At 72.2% G+C, this 25,833-nt stretch carries 22 protein-coding genes and 1 pseudogene; 15 read left to right on the top strand and 8 right to left on the bottom strand.

The features are described 5' to 3' along the window. Window positions 1–70: 70 nt before the first annotated feature. The 8 genes and pseudogenes from ACWG52_RS06010 (at window position 71) to ACWG52_RS05975 (ending at window position 7,849) form a co-directional block, all read left to right on the top strand. A complete protein-coding gene (locus tag ACWG52_RS06010; RefSeq protein ID WP_389810550.1) occupies window positions 71–652 on the top strand; it encodes a TetR/AcrR family transcriptional regulator in 582 nt (193 codons plus the stop codon). 420 nt (window positions 653–1,072) lie between these two features. Then, window positions 1,073–1,297 (top strand): annotated as a pseudogene (locus ACWG52_RS06005) (urease subunit gamma); the annotation flags it as partial. Between the two features lie 137 nt (window positions 1,298–1,434). Then, entirely contained in the window at window positions 1,435–2,448 is a 1,014-nt protein-coding gene (locus ACWG52_RS06000) for an agmatine deiminase family protein (RefSeq protein WP_389810547.1), read from the top strand. Between the two features lie 87 nt (window positions 2,449–2,535). Further along, window positions 2,536–4,209 carry an ABC transporter substrate-binding protein gene (locus ACWG52_RS05995; protein ID WP_389810544.1) on the top strand — a complete coding sequence of 558 codons (1,674 nt, stop codon included), beginning with the start codon at window positions 2,536–2,538 and terminating at the stop codon, window positions 4,207–4,209. Then, the gene (locus tag ACWG52_RS05990) at window positions 4,206–5,168 is read left to right on the top strand and encodes an ABC transporter permease (RefSeq protein WP_389810541.1); all 963 of its coding nucleotides are present in this window, start codon (window positions 4,206–4,208) and stop codon (window positions 5,166–5,168) included. Before ACWG52_RS05995 ends, ACWG52_RS05990 begins: the two co-directional genes overlap by 4 nt. Beyond that, a complete protein-coding gene (locus ACWG52_RS05985; RefSeq protein WP_389810538.1) occupies window positions 5,165–6,019 on the top strand; it encodes an ABC transporter permease in 855 nt (284 codons plus the stop codon). The genes ACWG52_RS05990 and ACWG52_RS05985 overlap by 4 nt, the downstream gene beginning before the upstream one ends. Continuing rightward, a complete protein-coding gene (locus ACWG52_RS05980) occupies window positions 6,016–7,035 on the top strand; it encodes an ABC transporter ATP-binding protein (RefSeq protein ID WP_390167592.1) in 1,020 nt (339 codons plus the stop codon). Before ACWG52_RS05985 ends, ACWG52_RS05980 begins: the two co-directional genes overlap by 4 nt. After that, a complete protein-coding gene (locus ACWG52_RS05975) occupies window positions 7,025–7,849 on the top strand; it encodes an ABC transporter ATP-binding protein (protein WP_389810532.1) in 825 nt (274 codons plus the stop codon). The genes ACWG52_RS05980 and ACWG52_RS05975 overlap by 11 nt, the downstream gene beginning before the upstream one ends. Window positions 7,850–7,859: 10 nt before the next feature. On the opposite strand, the gene ACWG52_RS05970 is transcribed toward ACWG52_RS05975, so the two are convergent. Further along, window positions 7,860–8,510 carry a TetR/AcrR family transcriptional regulator gene (locus tag ACWG52_RS05970; RefSeq protein ID WP_389810529.1) on the bottom strand — a complete coding sequence of 217 codons (651 nt, stop codon included), beginning with the start codon at window positions 8,508–8,510 and terminating at the stop codon, window positions 7,860–7,862. A 158-nt stretch (window positions 8,511–8,668) separates the two neighbouring features. Here ACWG52_RS05970 and ACWG52_RS05965 point away from each other — a divergent pair, with 158 nt between their 5' ends. Both ACWG52_RS05965 and ACWG52_RS05960 read left to right on the top strand, forming a co-directional pair. Next, window positions 8,669–9,832 (top strand): agmatine deiminase family protein, encoded by a 1,164-nt coding sequence (locus ACWG52_RS05965; RefSeq protein ID WP_453128051.1) that lies wholly within the window; start codon window positions 8,669–8,671, stop codon window positions 9,830–9,832. 202 nt (window positions 9,833–10,034) lie between these two features. Next, a complete protein-coding gene (locus ACWG52_RS05960) occupies window positions 10,035–11,852 on the top strand; it encodes an ABC transporter ATP-binding protein (protein WP_389810524.1) in 1,818 nt (605 codons plus the stop codon). Between the two features lie 53 nt (window positions 11,853–11,905). Here ACWG52_RS05960 and ACWG52_RS05955 read toward each other — a convergent pair whose 3' ends face one another. Together ACWG52_RS05955 and ACWG52_RS05950 are read right to left on the bottom strand one after the other, a co-directional pair. Then, window positions 11,906–12,802 carry an alpha/beta hydrolase gene (locus tag ACWG52_RS05955; RefSeq protein WP_453128049.1) on the bottom strand — a complete coding sequence of 299 codons (897 nt, stop codon included), beginning with the start codon at window positions 12,800–12,802 and terminating at the stop codon, window positions 11,906–11,908. A gap of 114 nt (window positions 12,803–12,916) precedes the next feature. Next, entirely contained in the window at window positions 12,917–13,744 is an 828-nt protein-coding gene (locus ACWG52_RS05950; RefSeq protein WP_453128047.1) for an alpha/beta fold hydrolase, read from the bottom strand. Between the two features lie 151 nt (window positions 13,745–13,895). Between ACWG52_RS05950 and ACWG52_RS05945 the strand changes: the two genes are divergently transcribed. The 3 genes from ACWG52_RS05945 (at window position 13,896) to ACWG52_RS05935 (ending at window position 17,703) form a co-directional block, all read left to right on the top strand. Beyond that, window positions 13,896–14,762 (top strand): helix-turn-helix transcriptional regulator, encoded by an 867-nt coding sequence (locus ACWG52_RS05945; protein WP_389810515.1) that lies wholly within the window; start codon window positions 13,896–13,898, stop codon window positions 14,760–14,762. Window positions 14,763–14,871: 109 nt separating this feature from the next. Next, the gene (locus tag ACWG52_RS05940; protein ID WP_389810512.1) at window positions 14,872–15,609 is read left to right on the top strand and encodes a carbonic anhydrase; all 738 of its coding nucleotides are present in this window, start codon (window positions 14,872–14,874) and stop codon (window positions 15,607–15,609) included. A 132-nt stretch (window positions 15,610–15,741) separates the two neighbouring features. Further along, entirely contained in the window at window positions 15,742–17,703 is a 1,962-nt protein-coding gene (locus ACWG52_RS05935; RefSeq protein WP_389810509.1) for a flavin monoamine oxidase family protein, read from the top strand. A 51-nt stretch (window positions 17,704–17,754) separates the two neighbouring features. Here the strand turns inward: ACWG52_RS05935 and ACWG52_RS05930 are convergent, their stop codons facing one another. Both ACWG52_RS05930 and ACWG52_RS05925 read right to left on the bottom strand, forming a co-directional pair. Further along, a complete protein-coding gene (locus ACWG52_RS05930) occupies window positions 17,755–19,722 on the bottom strand; it encodes a CASTOR/POLLUX-related putative ion channel (RefSeq protein ID WP_453128045.1) in 1,968 nt (655 codons plus the stop codon). An 80-nt stretch (window positions 19,723–19,802) separates the two neighbouring features. After that, the gene (locus tag ACWG52_RS05925) at window positions 19,803–20,384 is read right to left on the bottom strand and encodes a hydrolase (RefSeq protein WP_389810503.1); all 582 of its coding nucleotides are present in this window, start codon (window positions 20,382–20,384) and stop codon (window positions 19,803–19,805) included. Window positions 20,385–20,497: 113 nt separating this feature from the next. On the opposite strand from ACWG52_RS05925, the gene ACWG52_RS05920 reads away from it, so the two are divergent. Next, window positions 20,498–21,058: a DUF6434 domain-containing protein gene (locus tag ACWG52_RS05920; RefSeq protein WP_389810500.1), complete on the top strand. Its 561-nt coding sequence runs from the start codon at window positions 20,498–20,500 to the stop codon at window positions 21,056–21,058. A 28-nt stretch (window positions 21,059–21,086) separates the two neighbouring features. Here ACWG52_RS05920 and ACWG52_RS05915 read toward each other — a convergent pair whose 3' ends face one another. After that, window positions 21,087–21,650 (bottom strand): dihydrofolate reductase family protein, encoded by a 564-nt coding sequence (locus tag ACWG52_RS05915; protein WP_390136748.1) that lies wholly within the window; start codon window positions 21,648–21,650, stop codon window positions 21,087–21,089. Between ACWG52_RS05915 and ACWG52_RS05910 the strand changes: the two genes are divergently transcribed. Then, window positions 21,544–22,812, top strand: coding sequence for an enoyl-CoA hydratase/isomerase family protein (locus tag ACWG52_RS05910; protein ID WP_389810494.1), 1,269 nt, complete (start codon window positions 21,544–21,546; stop codon window positions 22,810–22,812). The genes ACWG52_RS05915 and ACWG52_RS05910 overlap by 107 nt on opposite strands. Here ACWG52_RS05910 and ACWG52_RS05905 read toward each other — a convergent pair. Together ACWG52_RS05905 and ACWG52_RS05900 are read right to left on the bottom strand one after the other, a co-directional pair. Then, window positions 22,799–23,440, bottom strand: coding sequence for a TetR/AcrR family transcriptional regulator (locus tag ACWG52_RS05905; RefSeq protein WP_389810492.1), 642 nt, complete (start codon window positions 23,438–23,440; stop codon window positions 22,799–22,801). The genes ACWG52_RS05910 and ACWG52_RS05905 overlap by 14 nt on opposite strands. A 64-nt stretch (window positions 23,441–23,504) precedes the next feature. Then, window positions 23,505–25,766, bottom strand: a complete 2,262-nt coding sequence (locus tag ACWG52_RS05900; RefSeq protein WP_389810490.1) for an ATP-binding cassette domain-containing protein — start codon at window positions 25,764–25,766, stop codon at window positions 23,505–23,507. Window positions 25,767–25,833 lie beyond the last annotated feature (67 nt).

Genomic DNA, 25,833 nt, shown 5'->3' with positions numbered 1-25,833 from the left:
CGCGCCGTCCGGCACCCCTGGTGACGGGCCGCGTACGTACGCACCCGATCATCCCGGTAGGGTGCGGAGCATGTCGTCTCGTAGTACTCAGATCCTCGAAGCCGCCGCCCGGGTGATCGCCCGGCGTGGTGTGCGCGGGCTGCGCGTGGAGGAACTCGCGGCCGAGGCCGGCGTCTCCACCGCCCTGATCTACTACCACTTCAAGGACCGTACGGGCGTCCTGCGCCAGACGCTGGAGTTCATCAACGACCGCGCCGAGCGCTACACCACCGACCGCGACCCGGACGAGCCGCCGCTCACCCCGCGCGAGGAGCTGGAGGAGACCCTCCTGCTGGAGCTCCAGGACACGGTGGAGGTACGGGAGAACAGCTCGGCCTGGGGTGAACTGCGGGCCAGCGCCGTCTTCGACGAGGTCCTGCGCGAGGACCTGGCGCGGGCGACCCTGGTGTGGGTCCAGGAGGTGGCCGCCCTGCTGGGCCAGGTCCAGCCGATGGTGCCGGCCTCCTCCCTCGCCGCGGCCGCCGAGCGACTCACCGCCCTGCTGGAGGGGCTGAGCATGCGCTGGCTGAGCGGCGGCATCAAGATCGACCACGCCCGCGATCTGATGCGGGGCGCCATCGACGCCGAACTGGCAGGCCTCGGGCGGGGCTGACGTACACCGGCCGGGGCCGCTCCGCGCCCCGGTCCCTCGCCGCGCCCCGGTCCCTCCCCGCGCCGCCCTCGTGCGGCCCGGGTCGGCTCCCGGGCCCTACCCGTCCCCGCCGCTACGTGCCTCCGGTCGCGCTCCACCCGACGCCTGCCCGCCACCCACACGTCTCCCTCCGGACTCCCGTGTTTCCTTGCGGACCCAGGCCCGTTCAGACTCTTGACTGAATTTTCAGTCAATGCCAGAGTGAGGATTCCGGGCAGGGCGGACCGAACCTCCCGCCCCTTCGGACCGCCGGCCGGCCCGTACCGCCTCACGGGCCCGCACCCGGCCCGTACCCCTCGACGCACCCCTTGAGGCGTCCCCCGGCGCGCCACCGGCCTCGGCCGCTTCCTCGCCCGCGCTCCGGAGGAAGGAATGATCATGATGGCTTCGACCGGCCCCGGCGCCGGGCGGGACGGTCGGGGGACGTCATGCACCCGACCCCCCGCCGAACGTGACCGGTTGCCGCTCTTCACCGCCGCCGAGCCGGCCCGCGCCCGGCATGCCCGCGGCCTACGGCTCGACGTCCCCGAGGTGACCGCCCTGATCGGGGACGCGGTGTGCGAGGCGGCCCGCGACGGGCTGCGCCCGGCCGACGCCCTGAACCGCCTCTCCTTCCTCCGGCCGACTCCCCTCGTCGCTTCCTCCAGTCCTTCCGCGCTCCCTCCCTCGACGCACCTCTCCACTCTTGACTGAATTTTCAGTCGGATGGAAGACTCCACCTCACGCAAGAAATGAGACATGTGATGACCGATTTCCGTATGCCCGCCGAGTGGTCCCAGCACGACGGCTGTCTGATGGCCTGGCCCACCCGTGAGGACCTGTGGGGCAGCGTGCTCGCCGACGTGAAGGAGGAGTACGCGAACGTCGCCCGCGCCATCGCCGCGTTCGAGCCCGTCACGATGGTCGCCCCGCCCGGCTTCGGCGAGGACGCCCGCGCACGGTGCGGCGACGGCGTCACCGTCATCGAGCTGCCGCTCGACGACTCCTGGTTCCGTGACTCCGCCCCGCTCTTCGTCCTCGACGGCGACGGCAACCGCGCCGGGGTGGACTTCCGCTTCAACGCCTGGGGCCGCAAGCACCACCCGTTCGACTCGGACGACCGGATCAGCGGCCTGCTGCTGGAGCACCTCGGGGTCGACCGGATCCCCTCCGGCATGATCCTCGAAGGCGGGGCCATCACCGTCGACGGCGAGGGCACGCTGATCACCACCGAGCAGTGCCTCCTGCACCCCAACCGCAACCCCGGCATGACCCGCGACCAGATCGAGGCCGAACTGAAGTCCCGGCTCGGCGTCACCAAGGTCATCTGGCTCCCGTACGGCGGCCTGCTCGACACCGAGACCGACGGCCACGTCGACGGGGTCTGCGCCTTCGCCGCCCCCGGCACGGTCGTGATCTCCCTGCCCGCCGACCCGGACCACCCCGACCACGCCCGGATGCGCGCCAACCGCGCCGTGCTGGAGGCGAGCACCGACGCCCGCGGCCGCCGCCTGGAGATCATCGAGGTGCCGCAGACCGCCTTCGCCGATCTGGCCGACGGCGAGATCGAGGTGTCGTACCTCAACTACTACGTCGCCAACGGCGGCGTCGTCGTCCCGGTCGCCGGAGTGCCCCAGGACGAGGAAGCCCTCGCCGTGATCGCCACGGCCTACCCGGGCCGCAAGGTCGTCGGGGTCCGGGCGCCGGCCATCGCCTTCGGCGGCGGCGGCGTCCACTGCATCACCCAGCAGATCCCGGCGGTGCGGACCACCGCCTGACCCGGGAAACCGGCCGCTCCCGGCGGACCGCTCCGGCGGTCCGCCCGCTCCTCCCCCCGCATCCCTCACGGAATAGAGAGCGCGACGATGACCACCACCCCGCCCCGCACCGGCAGACCCTTCCGCCGTCGGCGCGGCCGGCTCAGCCCCGTTGCCGTGACCGCGACCGCCGCCCTGACCGCCGTCTCCCTGCTCGCGGCCTGCTCCGGACCGCCGAAGGAGAAGGGCGGCGGTGTCACCGACGTCAGGCTGTCGGCCTCCACGCCCGAGGCCCACGGCGAGATCGACTCCTTCACCTGGGCCGTCTACGCCGAACCGCCCACCCTCGACTACACGGTGGCCTTCGACTACCCGCAGAACACCGTCCTGTCCAACGTGTGCGAGAGCCTGATGCGCTGGACCCCGGGCCTCACCACCGAGCCCGGTCTCGCCCAGAAGGCCTCCAACCCGGACCCCACCACCTGGGTCTACGACCTGCGCCCCGGGGTGCGCTTCCACGACGGCAAGGAGATGACCGCCGACGACGTGGTCTTCAGCCTCGGCCGCCAGACGGACCCCGACAACGCGGCCGCCTGGGCCCAGGTGTTCCAGAACGTCGCCTCGATCACCAAGAGCGGCCCGCTGCAGGTCACCGTCAAGCTGAACAAGCCCGACTCGCAGTTCCCCCAGTACATGGCCACCGCCGCTGGCGTGGTCGCCTCCAAGGCCACCGTCGAGGCGGCCGGCAAGGACTACGGCACCACGGGCGGCCTCGGCTGCACGGGCCCCTTCGAACTCGGCACGTGGAACAAGGGCCAGTCGATCGAACTGGACCGCTTCGACAACTACTGGGGCACCAAGGCCAAGTCGAAGAAGGCCGTCTTCCGCGTCCTGACCGATCCCTCCGCCCGGACGAACGCCATGCTCAGCGGCGAGGCCGACGGCGGATACCTGATCCCCACCGAGAGCTACGCCCGCCTGAAGAACAGCGGCACCGGCACCCTCTACTTCGGCGAGGGCCTGAGCACGGTCAACGTCAACGTCACCGACATGCGGGGCCCGCTCGGTGACATCCGCGTCCGCCGCGCGCTGTCCCTGGCGCTGGACCGCTCCGGCTTCGTCAAGGCCGGCCTCGGTGGGGCGGGCACCGTCACCAACTCGCTCACCACCCGCGCCGCCTGGGCCGCCGCCCCCGAACGCACCCTGAAGACCGCCTTCGACAGCCTCCCGCCCACCGGCCAGGACATCGAGAAGGCCAAGGCCCTGGTCGAGGAGGCCGGCGCCACCGGCAAGACGCTCACCGTGGCCACCAGCTCCATAGGCCAGGACGTCTCCCTCCTCGCCACCGCCGTCCAGGCGGCCGGCACCCGGATCGGCCTGGACATCAAGCTGAAGACGATCGCCCCGAACGCCTTCACCGCGCTGTTCACCGATCCCCAGGCGCGCGAGGGCATCGACATGTTCCCGCTCACCTACTACGACTCGATCACCGACCCGCTCGACCTGCTGCAGAACTTCAAGACCGGCGCGTACATGAACTTCGCCGGCTACAGCGACCCCGAGTACGACAAGCTCGTCGACCAGGCGAGCGCCGTCTACCCGATCGAACAGCGGATGGACATCGAGGCGAAGCTGCAGCACCACGCCTCGGAACAGCTCCTGTGGATCCCCGTCGCAGAGTGGCCCACCGCGCTCTTCATGAACAACCGCATCACCGGCGCCCCCACCACCATCTCGTACATGTACTACCCGTGGGCCGCCGACGTGGGGGCCGCGCAGTGAGTTTCGTCAGATTCGCGCTGCGGAGGGTGGCGGAGATGGCCGCCACCCTCCTGACCGCCTCGTTCGTGGTCTTCGGAGCCATGTACCTGGCACCGGGCAACCCGGCGAGCTTCCTGCTCGCCGGCCGCTCCGCCTCCCCGGAGGCCCTCGCCTCCATCAACGCCCAGTACCACCTGGACGACCCCTTCCTCATGCGGTACCTCCGGTGGCTCGGCGACATCCTCCAGGGCGACTTCGGGCGGTCGATCACCTACCGCACCGACGTCTCGCGGCTGCTGGCGGACCGGCTGCCCACCACCTTGCTGCTCATCGTGATGTCGCTCGCCGTGGTCGTCACCGTCGGCCTCCTCCTCGGCCGGATCGCCGCCGTCCGCGGCGGGGCCACCGACTCCGCCGTCCTCGTCACCACGACCTTCGCCGTCGGCACCCCGTCCTTCGTCGCGGCGGTCCTCCTCCAAGGCCTCTTCGCCGTCAACCTCGGCTGGTTCCCCAGCAGCGGCGCGGGGGACGGCGGATTCGGCGACATGCTCTGGCACCTCACGCTGCCCTCCATCGCCCTCGCGCTCTACCTGATCGGCATGCTCGCCCGGGTCACCCGCTCCGCCATGCTCGAAGCCCTCGACAGCGACCACGTCACCGTCGCCCGCAGCCGGGGCGTCCCCGAACGCCAGGTCATCAAGCGCCACGTCTTCCGCAACTCGCTCGGCACCGTCCTGACCACCGGCGGCCTCATCGTCTCCACCCTGCTGGTGTGCACCATCCTGGTCGAGACGGCCTTCAGCATCGGCGGCATCGGCCAGCTCCTCGAACTGTCCACCACCACCAAGGACTTCCCGACCGTCCAGGCGATCTCCCTGATCATCGTCGCCCTCTTCATGATCGTGAACCTGATCGTGGACCTCCTGCTGCCCCTGGTCGACCCCAGGGTCACCCTCGGAACCAGGAGCGCCGCCGTATGACCGCCGTCCTGACCCGCCGGCCCGGCCTGTCCCGGATCCGCGCCGCCGGCTCCCCGCTCCACCTGGTCTGCCTGGTGCTCGTCGCCGTCGTCGTCCTGGCCGCCCTCCTCGCACCCTGGGTCGTACCCCACGACCCCAACGCCGTCGACCTCGGCAACGCGCTGGCCGCACCGTCGGCCGCGCACCCGCTCGGAGTGGACGCGGCCGGCCGCGACACCCTCTCCCGGCTGCTGCTCGGCGCCCGCACCTCGCTCCTCGGACCGCTCGGCGTCGTCGCCTTCTCCACCGTCGCCGGCATCGCCATCGGCACGGCCGCGGCCTGGCGGGGCGGCTGGATCGACTCCGTGCTCTCCCGCAGCACCGAACTCGTCTTCGCCTTCCCCGGCATGCTGCTGGCCATCCTGATCATCTCGGTCTACGGAGAGGGGCTGCTCGCCCCGGTCATCGCGCTCGCCGTGGCCTACCTGCCCTACGTCAGCCGGCTCACCCGCTCGCTGGTCCTGGCCGAACGGGCCCGCCCGTACGTCAGCGCCTACCAGGTCCAAGGCCACTCGGCGCTCCAGATCTGCCTGCGCCACGTCCTGCCCAACATCGCCCCCGTCGTCCTCGCCCAGTCCACCATCAACTTCGGCTACGCCCTGATGGACCTGGCCGGCCTGTCGTTCCTCGGGCTCGGCGTACCCGCCCTCACCCCCGACTGGGGCCGCATGGTCTTCGACGGCCAGACCGCCGTCCAGCACGGCTACCCGCTGTCCGCGATCCTGCCCTGCGCCTTCATCGTGCTGACCGTGGTCGCCTTCAACGTGGTCGGCGAACGCTGGGCCGACCGTATGGCCAGGAGGGCCCGATGACAGCACCGCACCCCATGACGCACCCCACGGCACCGGTGCGCGCCCTCGATGTCGAAGGGCTGCGGATCACCCTGCCCGGCACCGCCCGGCCCGTCCTCGACGGCGTCGACCTCACCGTCCTCGAAGGGGAGACCGTCGCCCTCGTCGGCGAGTCCGGCTCCGGCAAGAGCCTCACCTCGCGCAGCGCCCTCAACCTGCTGCCGCCCGGAGCCGTCGTCGAAGGAGCCGTACGGGTGGCCGGCGAGGACGTCCTCACCATGGACGCGGACCGGCTGCGCACCGTACGCGCCTCCGCCGTGGCCATGGTCTTCCAGGATCCGCGCGCCGCCGTCAACCCGCTGCGCCGCATCGGGGACTTCCTCACCGAGAGCGCCACGCTCACCCGGGTCATGACCCGGGCCGAGGCGACCGCGCGCGCCACCGAACTCCTGCGGGCGGTCGGCCTGGACCCGGCGGTGATGCGCAAGTACCCCGGTCAGGTCTCCGGCGGCATGCTCCAACGCGTGGTGATCGCGGCGGCCCTCATGGGGGACCCGGTCCTCCTGCTGGCCGACGAGCCCACCACCGCCCTGGACGTCACCTCCCAGGCCGAGGTCATCGCCCTGCTGGCCGGGCTCCGCGCCCGCTTCGGCACCGGACTGCTGTTCGTCACGCACGACCTCGACCTGGCGGCGGCCATCAGCGACCGCGTCTACGTCATGTACGCGGGCCGGATCGCCGAGAGCGGGCCCGCCGAGGCCCTCTTCGCACGCCCCCGGCACCCCTACACGGCAGCCCTGCTGGCCTCCACCCCGCGGATGGACGGCCCGCGCGGCCGGCTCGCCGCCATCGAGGGCCGGCCGCCGGACCTGCGCCAAGCCTTGCACGGCTGCGCCTTCGCCGCCCGCTGCCCGCTCGCCACGGAGGTCTGCGACCAGCAGGTTCCGCTGCCGGTGGCCGCCCCCGGCCGGCCGGGCCACGTGGCCGCCTGCCATCACAGCGACCGGCTCGAAGGGAGCACCGTCGATGCCCGCTAACGGACCGGGAATTCCCGGCAACGTCCTGGAGGTCACGGGCCTGCGCCGCTCCTACGGAGCCGTGCGCGCCGTGGACGACGTGTCCTTCGTCCTGCCCGAAGGCGGCTCGCTGGGGATCGTGGGGGAGTCCGGCTCCGGCAAGACCACCACCGCGCGGATCATCGTCGGCCTGGAACGTGCCGACGAGGGCGAGGTCCTGGTCGGCGGCCGGAACCGGACCGCGCGGGGCGAAGGCCGCGGCCGTGCGCGACGCCTGGCCCGCGCCCGTGAGGTCCAGATGGTCTTCCAGGACCCGTACCTCTCCCTCGATCCGCGCACCGGCGTCGAGGCGGCGCTGCGGGAAACCCTGCGCCTGCACTTCCCGGGCCGCGACCACACGCGGCGGATCAAGGAGTTGCTCGACCAGGTGGGTCTGGGCACCCGGGCCGCGGACGCGCTGCCGCGGCAGCTGTCCGGCGGCCAGCGTCAGCGCGTCGCCATCGCCCGCGCGCTGGCCGTCGAGCCGTCCGTCCTCGTCCTGGACGAGGCGGTCGCCGCGCTCGACGTCTCCGTACAGGCGCAGATCCTCAACCTGCTCGCGGACATCAGGGAGCAGACCGGTATCGGGTACCTCTTCATCACCCACGACCTGGGCGTCGTACGGTGCGTGACCGACGAGATCGTCGTCATGCGGCACGGCCGGATCGTCGAGGCGGGCGCCACGGCCGAGGTGTTGGCCGCGCCCCGGCACCCGTACACGCGCCTGCTGCTGGAGTCGGTGCCCCGCCCGGGGTGGGACCCGGAGGCGATCGCCGCGGCCCGCAGGGCCTTGTAGCGGCGACCGGTCACGGACCGGATCCGGCGCCCGCCGCGAGGGTACGGATCAGGGTCCGCAGGATCGGCTCCGTACCGCCGTCGGCGCCGAGGGAGTCCATGGCCGCCAGACCGTCGACGGCGGCGGCCACGGCCAGCCCCAAGGGGCGCGGATCGAGGCCCGCGCCGCGCTCGTCGGCCAGGACCTGGAAGAGGGCGACGAAGCAGGCGCGCCAGCGCCGGTACTCGGTCTCCAGGCTCTCCCGGACGCGGGAGTCGTTCAACGCCTGCCAGTGCAGGGCGGAATGGAGGTGGGAGAGCTCGGTGCCCTCGGGGCGGCCGAGCAGTTGGACGACCCGTTCGGCGCGCTCGGCGAACGGTCCGGGTGCGGAGACCGCCGTCTCCAGCGGGGTGATCCATTCCGGGCGGATGTCCTCGATGACCGCGAGGACGAGATCGGTCCGGTCCTGGAAGTGGTAGTGGCACATCCCGTGCGAAACGCCCGACAACGCCGCGACGTTGCGCGTGGTGAAGCCCTCGCTCGTCTCGCCCGCGAGCAGGGTCCGTGCGGCGGCGATCAGTCGCGCCCGGGTCTGTTCGCCCTTCGCCGAGGCCCGTGGCCGGCCGGCCCTTGCAGGGGGAGCGGCCGGCCGGCCCCCGGAGTCCTTCGCGACAGCTGCCATGGCGTCACTCTAGCCGGCCTTCGGGCCGCGACCTGGGGCTTTCCACGATCCACCGGAATGACCTCGCCCAAAGTATTGACCGAGCGCTTGGCCAGTTTTAGCTTTCCGGTCAACCCCGCTGTCCCCGCGGGGAGTTGAGCCATCGGAGGAACCCCCACATGAACGATCACGCAGCGAACCGGCCCGCGGGCGAGGGCATGGGCATGGGCAGGCGCAGGTTCCTGGCCGCGGCGGGCCTCACCGCCGCCGCGGCCGCGATCGCGGCCACCGAAGGGCGGGCCGGGGCCGTGTCCGCACCCCGGCCGGCGGCGGCGGGTGCCTTCCGCGTGCCGATCGAGGACGTCCGGCACACCCGTACCTGGATGGCCTGGCCGGACTCCACCTCGATCTGGGGCAACACGCTCAGCGGCGTCCAGCAGGACATCGCGCTCATCGCACGCACCATCGCCAAGTACGAGCCGGTCTACATCTGCGCCAACTCCGGCAGCGCGGCCAAGGCCCGCTCGATGTGCGGCTCCACCGTCACCGTCATCAGCACCATCCCCGTCGACGACTGCTGGATGCGCGACACGGGCCCCGTCTTCCGCACCGACGGATCCGGCGGTCTGGACGCCGTGGGCCTCAACTTCAACGGCTGGGGCAAGAAGCAGGCCCACTCCCGCGACAACCTGGTCGCCGGACGGATCGCTTCCTACGTCGGGGTGCCCTACACCGCCGCGGCCCTGGTCGGCGAAGGCGGCGCGATCGAACAGGACGGCGCCGGCACCCTGATGGCCACCCGCAGCAGCCTCGTCAACAAGAACCGCAACCCCAACAAGACGCAGGCACAGATCGAGTCCGCCATGCTCGCCGCCTACGGCGCCACCAAGGTCATCTGGTTCGACGGCGTCAAGGGCCAGGACATCACCGACGACCACGTCGACGCGACCTCGCGCTTCCTCGCACCCGGCCGGGCCGCGGTCCAGATGCCCCTGGCCTCGGACAACGACGTCTACGCCAAGGACGCGCGCCAGCAGTACCAGATCCTCTCCGCCTCCACCGCCGCCGGCGGCGCGCGCATGACCGTCGACCAGATCCAGGGCCCCGACTACGACAAGATCCGCTCCTCCAACCCGGACTTCCTCGCCTCCTACGCCAACTACTACCTGTGCAACGGCGCGGTCATCTCCGCCCACTTCGGCGACACCCGCGCCGACACCGCGGCGAAGGCCACCCTGGCCCGGCTCTACCCCGGCCGCACCATCGAGCAGCTCAACATCGACCGGCTCGGCACCGGCGGCGGCGGGATCCACTGCGTCACCCAGCAGCAGCCCGTCCCGTAACCGAGCCTCCGCCCCCACACCCAGAGCAGGGCGCCCATGACCACGGGGCCGTTCCGGAGCCATCCGGAACGGCCCTCCACCATTTCCGGGCACGAACGGGTACGAGATACCGCCATTCGGGAAAAGCCTTGGACCGCGCGGAGGCCGCCACGGGACACTTCGGTTCCTGCAAGCCGTCCGCACACGAACGCACAGGGTTGTCATGGGAACGCCTGAACCGCCCGAAAAACGACCGGGCAAGGGCCCGGTACTCCTCGCACTTCGCTACTACGGACGGGAGTTGGTCCGCCTCCGTCTGCTGACCGCACCCGCGATGCTGCTCCCGGCACTGGGCAACATCGGCATCAACTACATCGCCCCCCTCATCGTCGCCAAGCTCGTCGGCCGCATCGCCGGAGGTGGCAGCAGCACCGTCGACGCGATGCTGCCGTACGTCCTCACCTTCGCTGGCGTCCTGCTCCTCGCGGAGGCGCTGTGGCGCCTCGGCCTGCACTGCCTCAACCGCCTCGACGCCCGCGGCATCGAGCACCTGTACGTCGTCGGCATGGACGAACTGTTCGCGAAGGACGCCGCGTTCTTCCACGACAACTTCGCCGGTTCGCTGACCAAACGGGTGCTGAGCTTCGCCTCCCGTTTCGAGGAGTTCGTCGACACCCTGACCTTCTCGGTCATGGGCAGCTTCGTACCGCTGGTGTTCGCCTCCGTGGTGCTGTGGCAGTACGACCCGCTGCTCGTCGCCGGACTCCTGGTCATGATCGCCGTGACCGCGCTGGGCGTGGCACCGCTGATCCGGCGCCGCCAAACACTCGTCGCCCAACGCGAGGAGGCCATCGCCCGGGTGTCCGGCCACGTCGCCGACAGCCTGATGAACATGGACACCGTCCGGGCCTTCGCCGCCGAGGAACGCGAGGCGGCCGAACACCGCTCCCGCGTCGCGGAGTCGCGCCGGCTCACCCTGCGCTCCTGGGACTACGGCAACCTGCGCATCGACACGGTCGTCGCGCCGATGTCCGTACTGACCAACGCGCTGGGCCTGTTGCTCGCCGTCACGCTCGGCGGGGGAGAACACGGCGTGGAGGCCGTCATCGTCGCCTTCACCTACTACGCGAGCGCGACGCGGATCATGTTCGAGTTCAACCAGATCTACCGGCGGCTGGAGAGCTCGATGACGGAGGCGGCGCAGTTCACCGAACTCCTCCTCACACCGCCGACCGTCCTCGACCCGCCCTCGCCCGAGCCGCTGCGGCCCGCGTCCTCCGAGGTCCGCTTCGAGCGGGTCACCTTCGCCCACGGCGGCGGCAAGCCGCTCTTCGACGGTCTCGACCTGAACGTGCCCGGCGGCACGAAGATCGGCCTCGTCGGCCGATCCGGCGGCGGCAAGACCACACTCACCCGACTGCTGATGCGGATGACGGACATCGAGTCCGGCCGGATCCTGATCGGCGGCCAGGACATCACCCGACTGCGCCAGTCCGACCTGCGCAGCCTGATCGCCTACGTCCCGCAGGACCCGGCGATGTTCCACCGCACCCTGCGGGACAACATCGCCTTCGCCCGACCGGACGCCACCGAGGCCGAGATCCGTCGCGCGGCCGAGGCGGCGCACGTCACGGAGTTCACCGACGCCCTGCCCGACGGCTTCGACACCATGGTGGGCGAGCGTGGCGTCAAGCTGTCCGGCGGACAGCGCCAGCGCGTCGCGCTCGCCCGGGCGATCCTGCGCGACGCGCCGATCCTGCTGCTCGACGAAGCGACCAGCGCGCTGGACTCGGAGAGCGAGATCCTCGTCCAGGAGGCGCTGTGGCGGCTTATGGAGGGCCGGACGGCCCTCGTGGTGGCACACAGGCTGAGCACGGTCGCGAACATGGACCGACTCGTGGTCCTCGACCGCGGACGCATCGTCGAAGCCGGCACGCACCAGGAGCTGCTCGCCTCGGAGGGCGCCTACGCGAAGCTGTGGCAGCACCAGTCGGGCGGCTTCCTCGACGACACCTCCGCCGCACGGTCCGACCTCCACTGACCACCGACCACTGACGATCGACCGCGGCCCGGCCGGGCAGGGCCGGGCCCGTCCTACGCGGCCAGGGCCCGGCGCAGGGCGCCGAGGAGTGCGGCGCTCTGCCGCTGCGACACATCGGCCGACGTGATCGCCTGGGACCCGTGGAAGGTGCCGGGCCACTGGTGCAGCTCGACCGGTACGCCCGCCCGCATCAGGCGCACCGCGTAGTCGATGTTCTCGTCGCGCAGCGGGTCGAACTCCGCGGCGGCGATGTAGGCGGGCGGCAGCCCCGACAGATCGGTGGCCCGCGCCGGGGCGGCGTACGGGGTGGCCTGCCCGGAGCCCAGGTAGTGCCCCCACATCAGGGAGATCCTGTCGCGGTCGTGCCAGGGCGTGTCGGTGAAGTTCCGCTGCGACCAGGTCTCCTGCCGGTCGTCGAGCGCCGGCTCGTTGAGCAGTTGGAAGCGGATCGGCGGCCCCTGCCGGTCGCGCGCCAGCAGGGCCACCGCGGCCGAGATCCCCGCGCCGGCGCTGTGTCCGCCGACCGCGATCCGGTGCGGGTCGACGCCGAGTTCGGCCGCGTGCTCGTGCGCCCAGGTCAGTACGGCGTAGGCGTCGTCCAGGGCGGCCGGGAACGGATGCTCGGGAGCGCGTCGGTAGTCCACCGAGATCACCACCGCGCCCGAGCCGGCGGCGATCCGGGAGGCCCACGGGTGCTCGGTCTCCAGGTCACCGAAGACGAATCCGCCGCCGCGCAGCCAGATGACGGCGCCCTGGGCCTGGTGCGGGCGGTAGATCCGCACCGGCACGCACGGATCGGCGGGGACCGTGCGGTCCTCGATCTCCAGGCCCGCGGTGTCCGGCGCCGGCCGCGAGGAGGCCAGTTCGGCGAGGGTCTCGCGCGTGCCGACCGGGTCGGTCAGGTCGGTTCGGGGGAGGAGGGGGATGAAGGCTTCGAGTTCGGGATCCATGACGACCATCCTCACGGCCGCCGCCCGAGGGGGCACCCGCCGGCCGTCGCGGGTCCGGGGCCCTCCGCGCGCCGATCGGCGCACCCGGCCGGGCGGAGCGCGGGGCGGGGCGGATCACACGGCGGGGACGAACTCCTCCACCAGCCGCACGAATTCGTCCTCCTTCTCGAAGAAGGCGACGTGCCCGGCGTCGATCTCGGCGTAGCGGCTGCCGGTGATCGCCGCGTGCAGGGCGCGGCTGTTCTCCACCGGGACCGTGATGTCCTGGGTGCAGCCGATCACGAGCGTCTCGGCCCGGACGTGCGGCAGCAGGTCGCGGATGTCGATGCGGGTGTCGAGGTCGACGTGGCGCAGGGTGCCGGGGGTGGGCGGCATGTTGGGGATCAGCAGTTCCATCTGTTCGCGGCCGATCGCGTTGAGGAATCCGCGGCTGAAGCCGGTCATGGCGACGGCGCGGCCGAAGGCGGCCGGGTCGGAGGTGCCGAGCCGCTGCCAGAGGGTGAAGAGGTTGCGCAGGTACTCGTCGCCGTCGGTGTGGGCCCATCCGGCGACCAGGACCAACCGGCGTACGAGGTCGGGGCGCAGAGCGGCCACGGCGGCGGACACCGGGGCGCCCATGGAGAAGCCCAGCAGGTCCACCGGGCCCGCGTCCGCGTCCTCGATGACGGCGATGACCTGGGCGGCCAGGCCCTCCACGGTCAGCGGAGCCCCGTCGTCCACGGTGCGTTCGGTGCCGGAGAGGTCAGGGGTGACGACGGTGCGGTCGGTGGTGAAGCGCGGCAGCACCTGGCCCCAGTTGACGGCGGAGCCGCCCGATCCGGTGCCGTGGACGAGCACGAGCGCGGGGCCCGAGCCGGTGCGGTCGTAGTGGACCTGGGCCTCGCCGACCCGCACGCTCGCGGTACGGGTGGTGGCAGAGGTGAGGGTGGCGGTGGCGGACATGGCGGTCGCTCCTTCTGACGGGGTGGGCGCCGGCGCTCCTCGCTCCGGCTCCGCCCACACTGCCGTCGCCGCCCCGCGGGCGGGAGAGCCCGCTCGAACCTAGGACCGGGGATCCTGGGCTCGCCCGAGGGCCCACAACCCGTCCGGCAGAATGATCCACATGACGATCGATCGCCGGGAACTCGCCGATTTCCTCCGCCGTTCGCGTGACCGCGTGCGTCCGTCGGACGTGGGACTGGTCGAGGGACCGCGGCGGCGGACGGCCGGGCTGCGGCGCGAGGAGGTCGCCCAGCTCGCCGGGATGTCGGCCGACTACTACATGCGGATGGAGCAGGCCCGAGGCCCGCAGCCGTCACCGCAGATCCTCTCCTCGCTGGCCCGCGCCCTGCGGCTGAGCGACGACGAACGCGACCATCTCCACCTGCTCGCCGGGCACCGGCCGCCCGCCGGGCGGATCGGTGGCGACCGGGTCGGCGCGGGGCTGCTGCACCTGCTGGACCAACTGCCCGGCACCGCCGCCCAGGTACTCGGCGACCTGGGTGACGTCCTGGCCCAGAACGACCTGGCACGGTCCCTGCTCGGCGGCGTGTGCACGGTCTCCGAGCACGGCCGCAACGTGATCTGGCGCTGGTTCGCCGACCCGGCCGCGCGCGCCGCGTATCCGCCGGAAGAGCACGACCACTACAGCCGGTTGCACGTCGCGGACCTGCGGGCGGCCGTCGCCCGCCGGGGCGCCGCCGACCCCGCGGCCGCCCGTCTGGTGGAACGCCTGCGTGGGGTCGGTGACGAGTTCACCGCCCTGTGGGACCTGCACGAGGTCGCCGTCCGCCGCCGCAGCCGGATGCGGGTCGTCCACCCGGTCGTCGGCCCCGTCGACCTCGACTGCCAGGTGCTCCTCGCCCAGGAGGCGGACCAGCGCCTCGTGCTCTTCACCCCGCCGCCCGGCTCGGACACGGCCGACCGCCTCGCCCTGCTCCGGGTCCTCGACACCGAACGGCTCCCCGCGGCAGTGGGCTGACCTGGTGCTCGCGCCGGTCTGCCGGAAGGGACCTCGGCTGCTCGCTGAAGGGTGCCGTCCGAGAGCGGCAGCCAGGATCCAGGAGGGAATGCGAATAGTTTGTCCTGATATGAGCATTGCTGTGGACAGGAATGGCGGCCCGGGGCGGCGCCGGCTGCTCCGGGTGGTCCTGACCGGCACGGTCGCCCTGGCAGCCGGCCTCGTGGCCGGGTCCCCCCGTCCCCCGGAGGACCCCGTCGCCGGGGGCCCCGGGAGGGTTCGGCCCGCCACCCCCGCATCCGCGCTCCGGGAGCTGGAGACGGGCAACGCCCGCTGGCGCAGCCTGCACGAGCGGCATCCCGACGAGACGCGGACCGTGCGGCAGACGCTGGTCGGCGGCCAGCACCCGTTCGCCGTCGTCCTCGGCTGCGTCGACTCCCGCGTCCCCCCGGAGCTGGTCTTCGACCAGGGCCTGGGCGATCTGCTGACGGTCCGGTCGGCCGGCGAGGTCCTGGACGAGGCGGTGCTCGGCAGCATCGCGTACGGAGTCCTCGAACTCGGCATCCCGCTGATCGTCGTCCTGGGCCACCAGTCGTGCGGGGCGGTCGCGGCGGCCGTCCGGGCCGACGAGGGCGGGCCCGCGCTGCCGGGCCACATGCAGTACCTGGTCGATCAGATCCACCCGGCGATCGACCACACCCTGCGCGGGGCGGCCCGGATCGACGCCGCGATCACCGCGAACGTACGGCTCGTACGGGCGCGGCTCGCCGCGGAACCGGAGCTCGCCGCCAAGATCGCGGCCGGGGACCTGACCGTCGTCGGAGCCCGCTACGAACTCACCGACCAGCGGGTGCGCCGGCTCGGCTGACCCGCCGGGTCCACCCCGGCCCGTATCCCCGTTCGTCAGCGCCGTGAGGCCGGCACCGCACATCCGGGTGATTGTTCCCCACCAGGGCGGCTTTCGGCGATCAAGGTGTCCGCGGGCCGGGAGAGTTGGTCCATGATCATCGAACCCGTGCCCGCGCCCGACCCCACGCCCGGCCCCTCCGGCGAGCCCGACCGGGCCGCCGCCCGCCGCCCCTCCCGCCGTACCGTCATCGCCGGCGCGGCCGCCGTCGCGGGAGTCGGCGCCCTGTCGGTCGCCGCCGCGTCCGCCGGGACCCCGCAGGCGCCGTCGGGTTCCGCGCGCCCCGACTGGGAGACCTGCCTCACGATCGCCCGGGCCGTCCTCGTACGCGACGAGGACGACGAGCCGCTGGTGCCCCGTTACTCCGACATCCTGCTCAAGAACGGCCTGCCCCGGTCCCGTACCCGCAAGAAGGTACTGATCGTCGGCGCCGGTCCCGCCGGGCTCACCGCCGCCCACCTGCTGCGCGAGGCCGGACACCAGGTCACCGTCATCGAGGCCAACGGAAACCGGGTCGGCGGCCGGATCAAGACCTTCCGCGCCGGCGGCCACGAGAAGTCCGCGGCCCCCTTCGCCGACCCCAAGCAGTACGCCGAGGCCGGCGCGATGCGCATTCCCGACAGCCACCCGCTGGTCACCGGCCTGATCGACGGCCTCGGCCTGAAGCGCAGGCGCTTCCACCTGGTCGATGTCGACGGCTCTGGCCGCCCCGCCTTCCGTACGTGGATCCACGTCAACGGCATCCGCGTCCGCCGGGCCGACTACGCGCGCAGCCCGCAGGCCCTCAACAAGTCCTTCGGGGTCCCGGCGGCCTACGAGGGCGTGCCCGCCGCGCAGATCGTCCGCAACGCCTTCGCCCCCGTCCGCAAGGAGATCGAGGGCAAGCAGGACAAGCAGCTCGTCGAGGGCTGGGCGCACGTCATCCAGCGCTACGGCCACATGTCGATGTACCGCTACCTGACCGAGGAGGCGAAGCTCGACGAGCGGACCATCGACCTGATCGGCACCGTCGAGAACCTCACCTCCCGCCTCCACCTCGCCTTCGTGCACAGCTTCATCGGGGCCTCGCTGATCAGCCCGGACACCGCCTTCTTCGAACTGCCCGGCGGCACCGCCACCTTGGTCGACGCCCTCTACGCCCGCGTCGACGACCTCGTCCGGCTCGACCGCCGCGCCACCCGGATCTCCCACGGCGAGGACGGGGTCACCGTCGAGACCGTCTCCGAGGGCCGCGGCGGCAGCCCCGTACGGCGCGAGACCTTCACCGGCGACACGGCGATCATCACCGTGCCCTTCTCCGGCCTGCGCCACATCCCGGTCGCGCCCGCGCTCTCGTACGGCAAGCGGCGCGCGATCACCGAGCTGCACTACGACGCGGCGACCAAGGTGCTGCTGGAATTCAGCCGCCGCTGGTGGGAGTTCGACGAGGCCGACTGGAAGCGCGAGCTGGAGGCGATCCGGCCCGGCCTGTACCGCGCGTACCAACTCGGGCGGACCCCGGCGGACGGCACGCTGCTGGGCGCGCACTCCTCCGTGTCCGACCGCGGCATCTCCGGCGGGCAGCGGGCGCACTACGCGGCCTGCCGGGCGGTCACCCGCGACCAGCCCGAGGCGGCCCGCGTCATCGGCGGCGGCTCGGCCACCGACAACCCCAACCGCTTCATGTTCCAGCCCTCCTACCCCGTCGAGGGCAGCGCGGGCGGGGTCGTGCTCGCCTCCTACAGCTGGTCGGACGACGCCCTGAAGTGGGACTCCCTGGACGACGAGGAGCGCTACCCGCGCGCGCTCGCCGGCGTGCAGGAGGTGTTCGGGCAGCGGATCGAGGTGTTCTACACCGGGGTCGGGCGTACCCAGTCCTGGATGCGCGACCCGTACGCGTACGGCGAGGCCTCCGTGCTGCTGCCCGGCCAGCACACCGAGCTCTTCCCCCACGTCCGCAAGGCCGAGGGGAACCTGCACTTCGCCGGTTGCCACACCTCCGTCAAGCCGGCGTGGATCGAAGGAGCCCTGGAGTCCGCGGTACGCACCGCCCTGGAGGTCCACTCGACGCTCTGATCGGCACGCCCCAGGGCGCGGGCTTCCCGGCTCCCGGCCCTCGGTTCCCTCTCAGCTCTCGGCGAGCACGATCAGCCAGTCGTGCTCGTCGAAGCGCACCCGCTGCCCCTTGTCCGGGTTGAGCCGCACCCCGTACGCCGGGCCCACGGCGGCCTCGGCGCGCAGCCGGTAGCCGACGGCGCACTCGCGGCGCCGGCGCGCCGACTCGACGAGGGTCGCGAACGCCACCTCGCGATCGGTGCGCACGTAGTCCGCGACCGGCTTCAGGTGCAGTTCGTTGCCCTCCGCCTCGAACAACTCCTCGAAGACGTCGGCCAGACAAGGGCTCTCCGAGATCTGGGTCATGAGGAGGCTGATCAGCCGGCCGCTGACGATGAAGTCGGCGCCCGCCCGGGCGGGCGCCAGCAGCCGGTTGGCGTCGTCGGACATCTCCGTGGTGAGCGACAGTTCCCGTCCCGCCGCCTCCCCGATCGCCCGCAGGTGCAGCAGGGTGACCAGCGTCCGGTCGTCGGTCTGCGTCCCGGTGTCCGGAGCCAGGCCGAGGTCGATCGCGGGGGTGGGCGGCGCCGCGTGGTGGGGGACGGGCTCGTGACCCGTCTCGCCGATGACGATCACACGGTCGTACGAGGGCACGTCCAGCTTGGCGAGCAGTTCGGGATCGGTGATGTCCCCGCTGCGGAAGGCCACTTCGAGACTGCTGCGCGGCCGCTCGTCGCCGGCTGCGCGGCGCATCCGTACGACGTCGGCGAGCGAGACGACGTCCAGCGTGGTGCCGGGGCCGACGAACTGGTCGAGCTGCTCCACGACGAGCGGCGCGCGGCGGTTCCAGCCCAGGAGGAGCAGCCGTTCGGCCTCGGGGGACCGGGGGCGGGCGGTGACGATCGCGGCCTCGTCGACGTGCCCGGACGCGTCCGCCGGGACGGCCGTGTCGTCGTCCTCGGAGATCAGGATGATCCGGTCGTCCGCGCCGATCGCCGTACCGGGGTCCGGATTGAGCGCGACCCGGCCGTCGGCCCGCAGCAGACCGACCACCGAGGACGTGGTGAACGACAGCAGGGCCTCGCCGAAGGTGCGCCCGGCGAGGCCCTGGGCGGCGGCGGTGTAGAACTCGTCGCCCGCGAAGTCGAGCAGTTCCTGGTAGACGAGGGACAGACCGGGCTCGCGGGCGGTCTGGACGAGGAGCCGGGCGATGATGTCGTCGACGCACAGGACGTGCCCGCCGGGCCCGGCGGCCAGCCGGGCGGTGAGGTGGTTGCGGGTGTCGCGCACGGCGGCGACCACCACCGCCCCGCCGGACCCGGGGACCGCCGCGTCGAGGGCGAGCAGGGTCTTCACCACCTGGGCGTCACCGGTGTCCCCCTCGGGCGGCAGGACGAGCACCGCCTTCGCGGTCCGCGGACTCACCCGGGCCAGCTCCGCGGGGTCGGTGGTACGGCCGTTGCGGCAGATGATGCGCGTCCTGCCGGCACCGGCGACGGCGACGGAGGCGGTGGAGGTGCAGATCTCGTCCTCCATCTCCACCTTGTCCTTCGGCGCGAGCACGGCGATGGCCGACCTGCGCCGGTTGGCGTTCGCCGTCACCAACTCCCCGACCACCGGGAAGATCTGGTCCGACCAGCCCAGCACGACGGTGTGCCCGGATTCCAGCACGGTGGAGTGGCCACGCCGAAGCAGCATGATGCGCGCGTTGATGCCGGTGGTGATCAGACCGACCAGCGTGGACACGAACAGCAGGGCGACCAGCGCGAGTGCCACGGAGGCCAGTACGTAGAGCGGGGATCCGACCGCGCCCCCGATCTTGAGCGTCTGCCCGACGCTGACCCATACGGCGGCGAGCCGGCCGGAGAGGGTCGCCGGGGCGGCCCGGTCGGCCCAGACGAGGACCGTGCTCGCCGGGACCACGACGGCGAGGCAGGCCAGGGCGAACCAGCCGATGAGCGCGGTGGTTCCCCCCGCCATCAGATTGTCGAACCGGTACCGCAGGCGCAGCCTCACGGTCGTCGTGTGCCGCTGCGCCATGAGAACTCCCTCGTCTTCCGCGCTGCTAACCCGCGGGCGCCCGCTCGGTTACGGGTGAACCGCCCACGCCGCGGCGCCGCTCAGGAGTCCAGGGCCGCGATGATCTCCTCCGTGGTGCTGACCTTGCCGATGCGCGGGAAGATCTTGCCGAAGGTGTGGGCGTGGGAGTCGGCGTCGGTGTCGGCGGTGGCGTCCTCCGCGAAGACCAGGTCGTAGCTGAGCTCCCACGCCGTACGGGCGGTGGACTCGACGCCTACGCTGCTGGAGATGCCGGCCAGCACGATGCGGTGGATACCGCGGCGGCGCAGCTGGAGGTCGAGCTCGGTACCGGTGAAGGCACCCCAGTGGCGCTTGGTGACGACCACGTCCCCGAGGGCGGCCAGCTCGGCCGGGATCTCGGAGAAGGCGGCGGGCGGGGCGGCGGCAGGGCCGGGGCGGTCCACGTTCGCGGTGGGCAGGTCCCCGCCGTCCGGGGACCACGCCACCCTCACCAGGACCACGGGCAGCCGGTGGGCGCGGAACGCCTCGGCGAGCGCGATCCCCTTCCCCAGGATCTCGGGAGCGGGCTTCGCGGTGGGCCGGTCGAGGATGCCGGTCTGGAGGTCGATGAGAACGAGGGCGGTGTCCCCGCCGAGGGTGAGGCGGTGGGGTGCGGCGGTCATGAGCTCTCCTCCGACGATGTGGGGCATATGGTGCAAATCTATAAGGTCGCCCTGTCGATCTCCCCGGCCCCGTGGGTGCTTCCGCCGGATTCACCCACCTCTATCATGGGAACATGAGTACGAATGCCGGGGAGTCCCGGCCCGCCCTGACGCCCGCGCTGACCGGGGCCGAGCTGCTGCGCTGGTACTGGACACTGGCCGAACTGAGCACCCTCGCACGGGAGATGGGCCTCCCGGCCGGCGGCGGCAAGGTGGCCGTCACCGCACGACTCGCCGCCGCGCTCGACGGGCTCCCCGCACCCGCCGCCCCGGCGGCCCCGGCACCCCGCCGGACCGGGCGCCGGCTCGCCGCGCCCGTCACCGGGGCGAGCGTGATCCCGCCGGGGCAGAACTGCAGCCAGGTGCTGCGCGCGTACTTCGTCCGCGAGATCGGACCCGGCTTCCACTTCGACGCCTTCATGCGTGACTACATCGCCTCGCACGCGGGCCACACCCTCGCCGAGGCCGTCGCCCACTGGCACGCGACCCGCGCACGCGCGGCCGAACCCCAGGAGGTCGGCGCGCAGTTCGAGTTCAACCGGTTCCTGCGCGCCTGGCACGGCCGGTACCCGGACGGGGCCCGTACCGAGGCCCTCGCGGCATGGCGGGACCACCGGGCCCGCCCCCGGGACTGACCATCGGCTCCGGCGGCCGCCGGGAGGACTACCCGCGCTCGTAGCGCAGCAGGACCACGCCGTTGCCGAAGGTGTGGGTGTCGGTGTGCCGCAGGGTCACCGGACCGTGGTCGAGGATCGGGAAGAGCGGCCGGCCGCGCCCGATCCGTACCGGGTGCACGTAGATCCGGTACGCGTCCACGAGGTCCTGGCGCAGGAACGAGGCGGCGAGATCCGCCCCGCTCAAGGTCAGGTCGCCGCCGGGGGCCGCCTTGAGCGCGGCGACCTCCTCGGGCACGACGTCCCGCACGACGGTGGTGTTCCACTCGGCCGACCGCAGGGTGCGCGAGTACACGTACTTGGGCTTGGACCGCCAGATCTCGGCGAACTCGGCCACCGGACCGGCGTTCGCGGGATCGGCGTCGGCGGTCGGCCAGTAGTCCGCCATCAGCTGGTGCGTCACGCGCCCGCTGAGGAAACCGCCCATCCGGCTGAGCACGTCGTTCATGTGCTGGTGCAGCTCTTCGTCGACCTGGTGCCAGTCGATGTCCCGGTCCGGCCCCTCGATGTACCCGTCGAGCGAGATCCCCGCCATCAGCACGATCTTCCTCATGGCCGACCACGGTACGCCCCGGGAGCGCCCGGCGCCGGGAGCGGCGCGGGCCGCGGCGATACTGGCCGGTGTGAAGACCGAAGACGCGCAGCCCGAAGACGCGAACACCGTGCTGTTCCACACCGACGGCCGGACCGGGGTGGTCACCCTCAACCGCCCCAGGGCCATCAACGCCCTCACCCACCCCATGGTGAGCCGTATCGACGAGGCCCTCGCCGCCTGGGCGGACGATCCCGCCGTCCAACAGGTCCTGATCCGCGGCGCCGGTGAGCGCGGCCTGTGCGCGGGCGGCGACATCCGGGCCATCCACGACGACGCGAAGGCCGGGAACACCGCCTCGGCCGACTTCTGGCGCGACGAGTACCGGCTCAACGCCCGCATCGCCCGCTACCCCAAGCCCTACGTCGCCCTCATGGACGGCATCACCATGGGCGGCGGCGTCGGTGTCTCCGCCCACGGCTCGGTCCGGATCGTCACCGAACGCTCCCGCGTGGCCATGCCCGAGACCGGCATCGGCTTCGTCCCCGACGTCGGCGGCACCTACCTGCTCGGCCGCGCCCCCGGCGAACTCGGCACCCACCTCGCCCTCACCGGTACCGCGGTCGGCGCCGCCGACGCGCTGCTGTGCGGGCTCGCCGACCACTTCGTACCGGCCGACCGGCTCCCGGAGCTGACCGCCGCCCTCGCCGGAGCACCCGCCCACGAGGTGATCCCGCGATACGCCGCCACCCCCGGACCCGGTGAACTCGCCGACCGGCGCGGCTGGATCGACCACTGCTACGCGGCCACCACCGTCGAGGAGATCGTCGAGCGGCTGCTCGGCCAGGGGGAGCCCGCCGCCAAGGAGGCCGCCGAGACGATCCTCGCCAAGTCCCCGACCGCCCTCAAGGTCACCCTGGCCGCGCTGCGTCGGGCCGTGGAACTCGGCCCGCTGGAGCGGGTGTTGGCCCAGGAGTTCCGGGTCTCCTGCAATGCCCTGACCGCGCCCGACCTGGTCGAGGGCATCCGGGCCCAGGTCGTCGACAAGGACCGCGCTCCGCGCTGGTCGCCGGCGACCCTCGCCGAGGTGAGCGGCGCGGACGTGGAGCGCTTCTTCGCCCCGCTCGGGGAGGACCGCGAACTGCGTCTGCCGCCGCCGCGCGAGGACCTCAGGCGCGGCTGAGCCGCGTCTCCAGACCGTCCAGGACCCGCTGGAGTCCGTAGTCGAAGTTCTCCTCGCGCACCTTCCGCGGGTCCCGGCCCTCCCGCCACTCCTGCTCGCTCCGCCCGCTGCGGGCGAGCCGCGAGAGGTGGGCGGCCTCGCCCGTGGTGGCGCCGACCACGTAGGAGACGACCGCCCTCATGGCGAGCTCCGCCTCGTCCGCCGGGAAGCCGCCCGTCCGCAGGAGCGCCCGCATCCGATCCGTCGCGCGCGTCAGGTTCGGGCCGAGGCGCGCCGGTCCCACCCGTCCGATCACCGAGGCCACCCAGGGGTGACGCAGGGCCATCGCGCGCAGGTCGTGGCCGCCGCGGGAGACGGCGTCGCGCCACTCGCCCGCGCTCGCCGCCCCGGGCACCTCCAGCTCGCCGTACACCTCGTCCAGGACCAGCTCGATCAGCTCGTCCTTGCCGGTCACGTGCCGGTACAGGGAGGTGGCGGCGGCGCCCATCCCGGTACCGAGCTTGCGCATGCTGAGCTCCTCGATGCCCTCGGCGTCGAGGAGCCGGACGGCCGCCGCGACGATCAGGGCCCGGCTCAGCGCGGGCTGCCGCTCCTCGCGGCGCGGGCGTGTCCGCTCGTCTGCTGACATGCCGCCAGCCTAACCGACGGTGCGAACGCCGTACGCGGCCCCGCGTACGGCGTCCGCCACCGCGCTACGAGCCCACGTACTCCCGCAGATGACGGGCGGTCAGGGTGTCCGCCCCGGCCACCAGGTCCGCCGGGGTGCCTTCGAAGACGACCTCCCCGCCGGCGTGGCCGCCACCCGGGCCGATGTCGATCAGCCAGTCGGCGTGCGCCATCACGGCCTGATGGTGCTCGATGACGATCACCGAGTTCCCGTCGTCGACGAGCCGGTCCAGCAGGGCCAGCAGCTTGTCCACGTCGGCCATGTGCAGGCCGGTCGTCGGCTCGTCCAGGATGTACGTCGTGGACTTCTCGGCCATGCTGATGGCGAGCTTGAGCCGCTGCCGCTCACCGCCCGACAGGGTGTTGAGGGGCTGCCCGAGCCGCAGGTACGAGAGGCCGACGTCGGCCAGCCGGCCGAGGACCGCACGCGCCTGCCCGGTGGGGAAGAACGCGTGCGCCTCCGCGACCGACAGGTTCAGCACCTCGCTGATGTTCTTGCCGCGCAGCCGGTACGTCAGCACCTCGGGCGTGAACCGCCGGCCCTCGCACTCCTCGCAGACCGAGGCCACCGCGGCCATCATCGCCAGGTCCGTGTAGACCGTCCCGAGGCCGTTGCACTTCGGGCAGGCGCCTTCCGAATTCGCGCTGAACAGGGCGGCCTTGACCCCGTTGGCCTTGGCGAAGGCCGTCCTGATCGGCCCCAGCAGCCCGGTGTAGGTGGCCGGATTGGACCGGCGCGAACCGCGGATCGGCGACTGGTCGGCCACCACCACCCCGTCCCGGCGGGCCAGGTACCCGTGGATCAGCGAGCTCTTGCCCGACCCGGCGACGCCGGTCACCACCGTCAGCACGCCCAGCGGTACCTCCACGCTGACGTCCTTCAGGTTGTGCAGGTCGGCGTCCTTGACCGACAGGTGCCCGCGCGGGGTGCGCACCCGCTCCCGCAGCCGCGCCCGGTGACCGAGATGGCGCCCGGTGAGGGTGTCGGAGGTCCGCAGCCCGGCCACGTCCCCGGTGTAGCAGAGCCGCCCGCCGGCCGTGCCCGCGCCCGGACCGAGGTCGACGACGTGGTCGGCGATCGCGATGACCTCGGGCTTGTGCTCCACCACCAACACGGTGTTGCCCTTGTCGCGCAGCCGCAGCAGGAGGTCGTTCATGCGCCGGATGTCGTGCGGGTGCAGGCCGGTGGTCGGCTCGTCGAAGACGTACGTGACGTCCGTGAGCGAGGACCCCAGGTGCCGCACCATCTTGACCCGCTGGGCCTCGCCGCCCGACAGGGTGCCGGAGGGGCGGTCCAGGCTGAGGTATCCCAGGCCGATCTCCACGAGGGAGTCGAGCAGGTCCCGCAGGCCGGCGAGGAGCGGGGCCACGCCGGGGTCGTCGATCCGGCGGACGAACGAGGCCAGGTCGCTGATCTGCATCGCCGAGCATTCGGCGATGTTCATCCCGTCGATGCGCGAGGACAACGCCGCCGCGGACAGGCGCGTGCCACCGCAGTCGGGGCAGTCGGTGAAGATCACGGCGCGGTCGACGAAGGCCCTGATGTGGGCCTGCATCGCCTCACGGTCCTTGGACAGGTACGTCCGCCGGACCTTCGTGACCAGACCCTCGTAGGTGTAGTGGGTGGAGCCGGCCTTCACCTTCACCGGGCCCCTGTGCAGGAGGTCGGCCCACTCCTGCGCGGTGAAGTCCTTGAGCTTGACGTCGGGCGAGTAGAAGCCGGAGTTGACCACGTTCTGCCAGTACCAGGTGTCCACGGCGTAGCCGGGGACGGTGATCGCGCCCTCGTTGAGGGAGAGTTCACGGTCCACCAGCTGGTCCACGTCGATGTCGGAGACCTGCCCTATGCCCTCGCAGTGCGGGCACATGCCGTCCGGGGCGTTGAAGCTGAAGGCGGTGGACGCGCCGATGTGCGGGGTGCCGAGGCGGGAGAAGACGATCCGCAGCATGGTGGAGGCGTCGGTGGCGGTACCGACCGTGGAGCGGGAGTTGGCGCCCATCCGCTCCTGGTCGACGACGATGGCGGCGCTCAGATTGTGCAGCCCGTCCACGTCGGGTCGGCCCTGGCTCGGCAGGAACGACTGGATGAAGGCGGTGTACGTCTCGTTGATCATCCGCTGCGACTCGGCGGCGATGGTGCCGAAGACGAGGGAGGACTTGCCGGAGCCGGAGACACCGGTGAAGACGGTGAGTCGGCGCTTGGGGATGTCGAGGGAGATGTCGCTCAGGTTGTTCTCCCGCGCTCCGCGGACCTGGATGACCTGATGGCTGTCGGCGGCGATCTGCACGGAACTCCTCGCGTGGCGGCGTTTCGAGCTTACTTTGTACACCGTACTCTATACGGTGTAGCGAATT

The organism is Streptomyces sp. CLCI03 (genome assembly GCF_053615355.1).
Note: the sequence above shows the minus strand (reverse complement) of the source record. Positions and strands in the feature narration are given on the sequence as shown.

Coding starts and splice junctions, on each gene's coding strand:
- ACWG52_RS06010 (WP_389810550.1), top strand. CDS start 71: ATGTCGTCTCGTAGTACTCAGATCCTCGAAGCCGCCGCCCGGGTGATC.
- ACWG52_RS06000 (WP_389810547.1), top strand. CDS start 1,435: ATGACCGATTTCCGTATGCCCGCCGAGTGGTCCCAGCACGACGGCTGT.
- ACWG52_RS05995 (WP_389810544.1), top strand. CDS start 2,536: ATGACCACCACCCCGCCCCGCACCGGCAGACCCTTCCGCCGTCGGCGC.
- ACWG52_RS05985 (WP_389810538.1), top strand. CDS start 5,165: ATGACCGCCGTCCTGACCCGCCGGCCCGGCCTGTCCCGGATCCGCGCC.
- ACWG52_RS05980 (WP_390167592.1), top strand. CDS start 6,016: ATGACAGCACCGCACCCCATGACGCACCCCACGGCACCGGTGCGCGCC.
- ACWG52_RS05975 (WP_389810532.1), top strand. CDS start 7,025: ATGCCCGCTAACGGACCGGGAATTCCCGGCAACGTCCTGGAGGTCACG.
- ACWG52_RS05970 (WP_389810529.1), bottom strand. CDS start 8,510: ATGGCAGCTGTCGCGAAGGACTCCGGGGGCCGGCCGGCCGCTCCCCCT.
- ACWG52_RS05965 (WP_453128051.1), top strand. CDS start 8,669: ATGAACGATCACGCAGCGAACCGGCCCGCGGGCGAGGGCATGGGCATG.
- ACWG52_RS05960 (WP_389810524.1), top strand. CDS start 10,035: ATGGGAACGCCTGAACCGCCCGAAAAACGACCGGGCAAGGGCCCGGTA.
- ACWG52_RS05955 (WP_453128049.1), bottom strand. CDS start 12,802: ATGGATCCCGAACTCGAAGCCTTCATCCCCCTCCTCCCCCGAACCGAC.
- ACWG52_RS05950 (WP_453128047.1), bottom strand. CDS start 13,744: ATGTCCGCCACCGCCACCCTCACCTCTGCCACCACCCGTACCGCGAGC.
- ACWG52_RS05945 (WP_389810515.1), top strand. CDS start 13,896: ATGATCCACATGACGATCGATCGCCGGGAACTCGCCGATTTCCTCCGC.
- ACWG52_RS05940 (WP_389810512.1), top strand. CDS start 14,872: ATGAGCATTGCTGTGGACAGGAATGGCGGCCCGGGGCGGCGCCGGCTG.
- ACWG52_RS05935 (WP_389810509.1), top strand. CDS start 15,742: ATGATCATCGAACCCGTGCCCGCGCCCGACCCCACGCCCGGCCCCTCC.
- ACWG52_RS05930 (WP_453128045.1), bottom strand. CDS start 19,722: ATGGCGCAGCGGCACACGACGACCGTGAGGCTGCGCCTGCGGTACCGG.
- ACWG52_RS05925 (WP_389810503.1), bottom strand. CDS start 20,384: ATGACCGCCGCACCCCACCGCCTCACCCTCGGCGGGGACACCGCCCTC.
- ACWG52_RS05920 (WP_389810500.1), top strand. CDS start 20,498: ATGAGTACGAATGCCGGGGAGTCCCGGCCCGCCCTGACGCCCGCGCTG.
- ACWG52_RS05910 (WP_389810494.1), top strand. CDS start 21,544: ATGTGCTGGTGCAGCTCTTCGTCGACCTGGTGCCAGTCGATGTCCCGG.
- ACWG52_RS05915 (WP_390136748.1), bottom strand. CDS start 21,650: ATGAGGAAGATCGTGCTGATGGCGGGGATCTCGCTCGACGGGTACATC.
- ACWG52_RS05905 (WP_389810492.1), bottom strand. CDS start 23,440: ATGTCAGCAGACGAGCGGACACGCCCGCGCCGCGAGGAGCGGCAGCCC.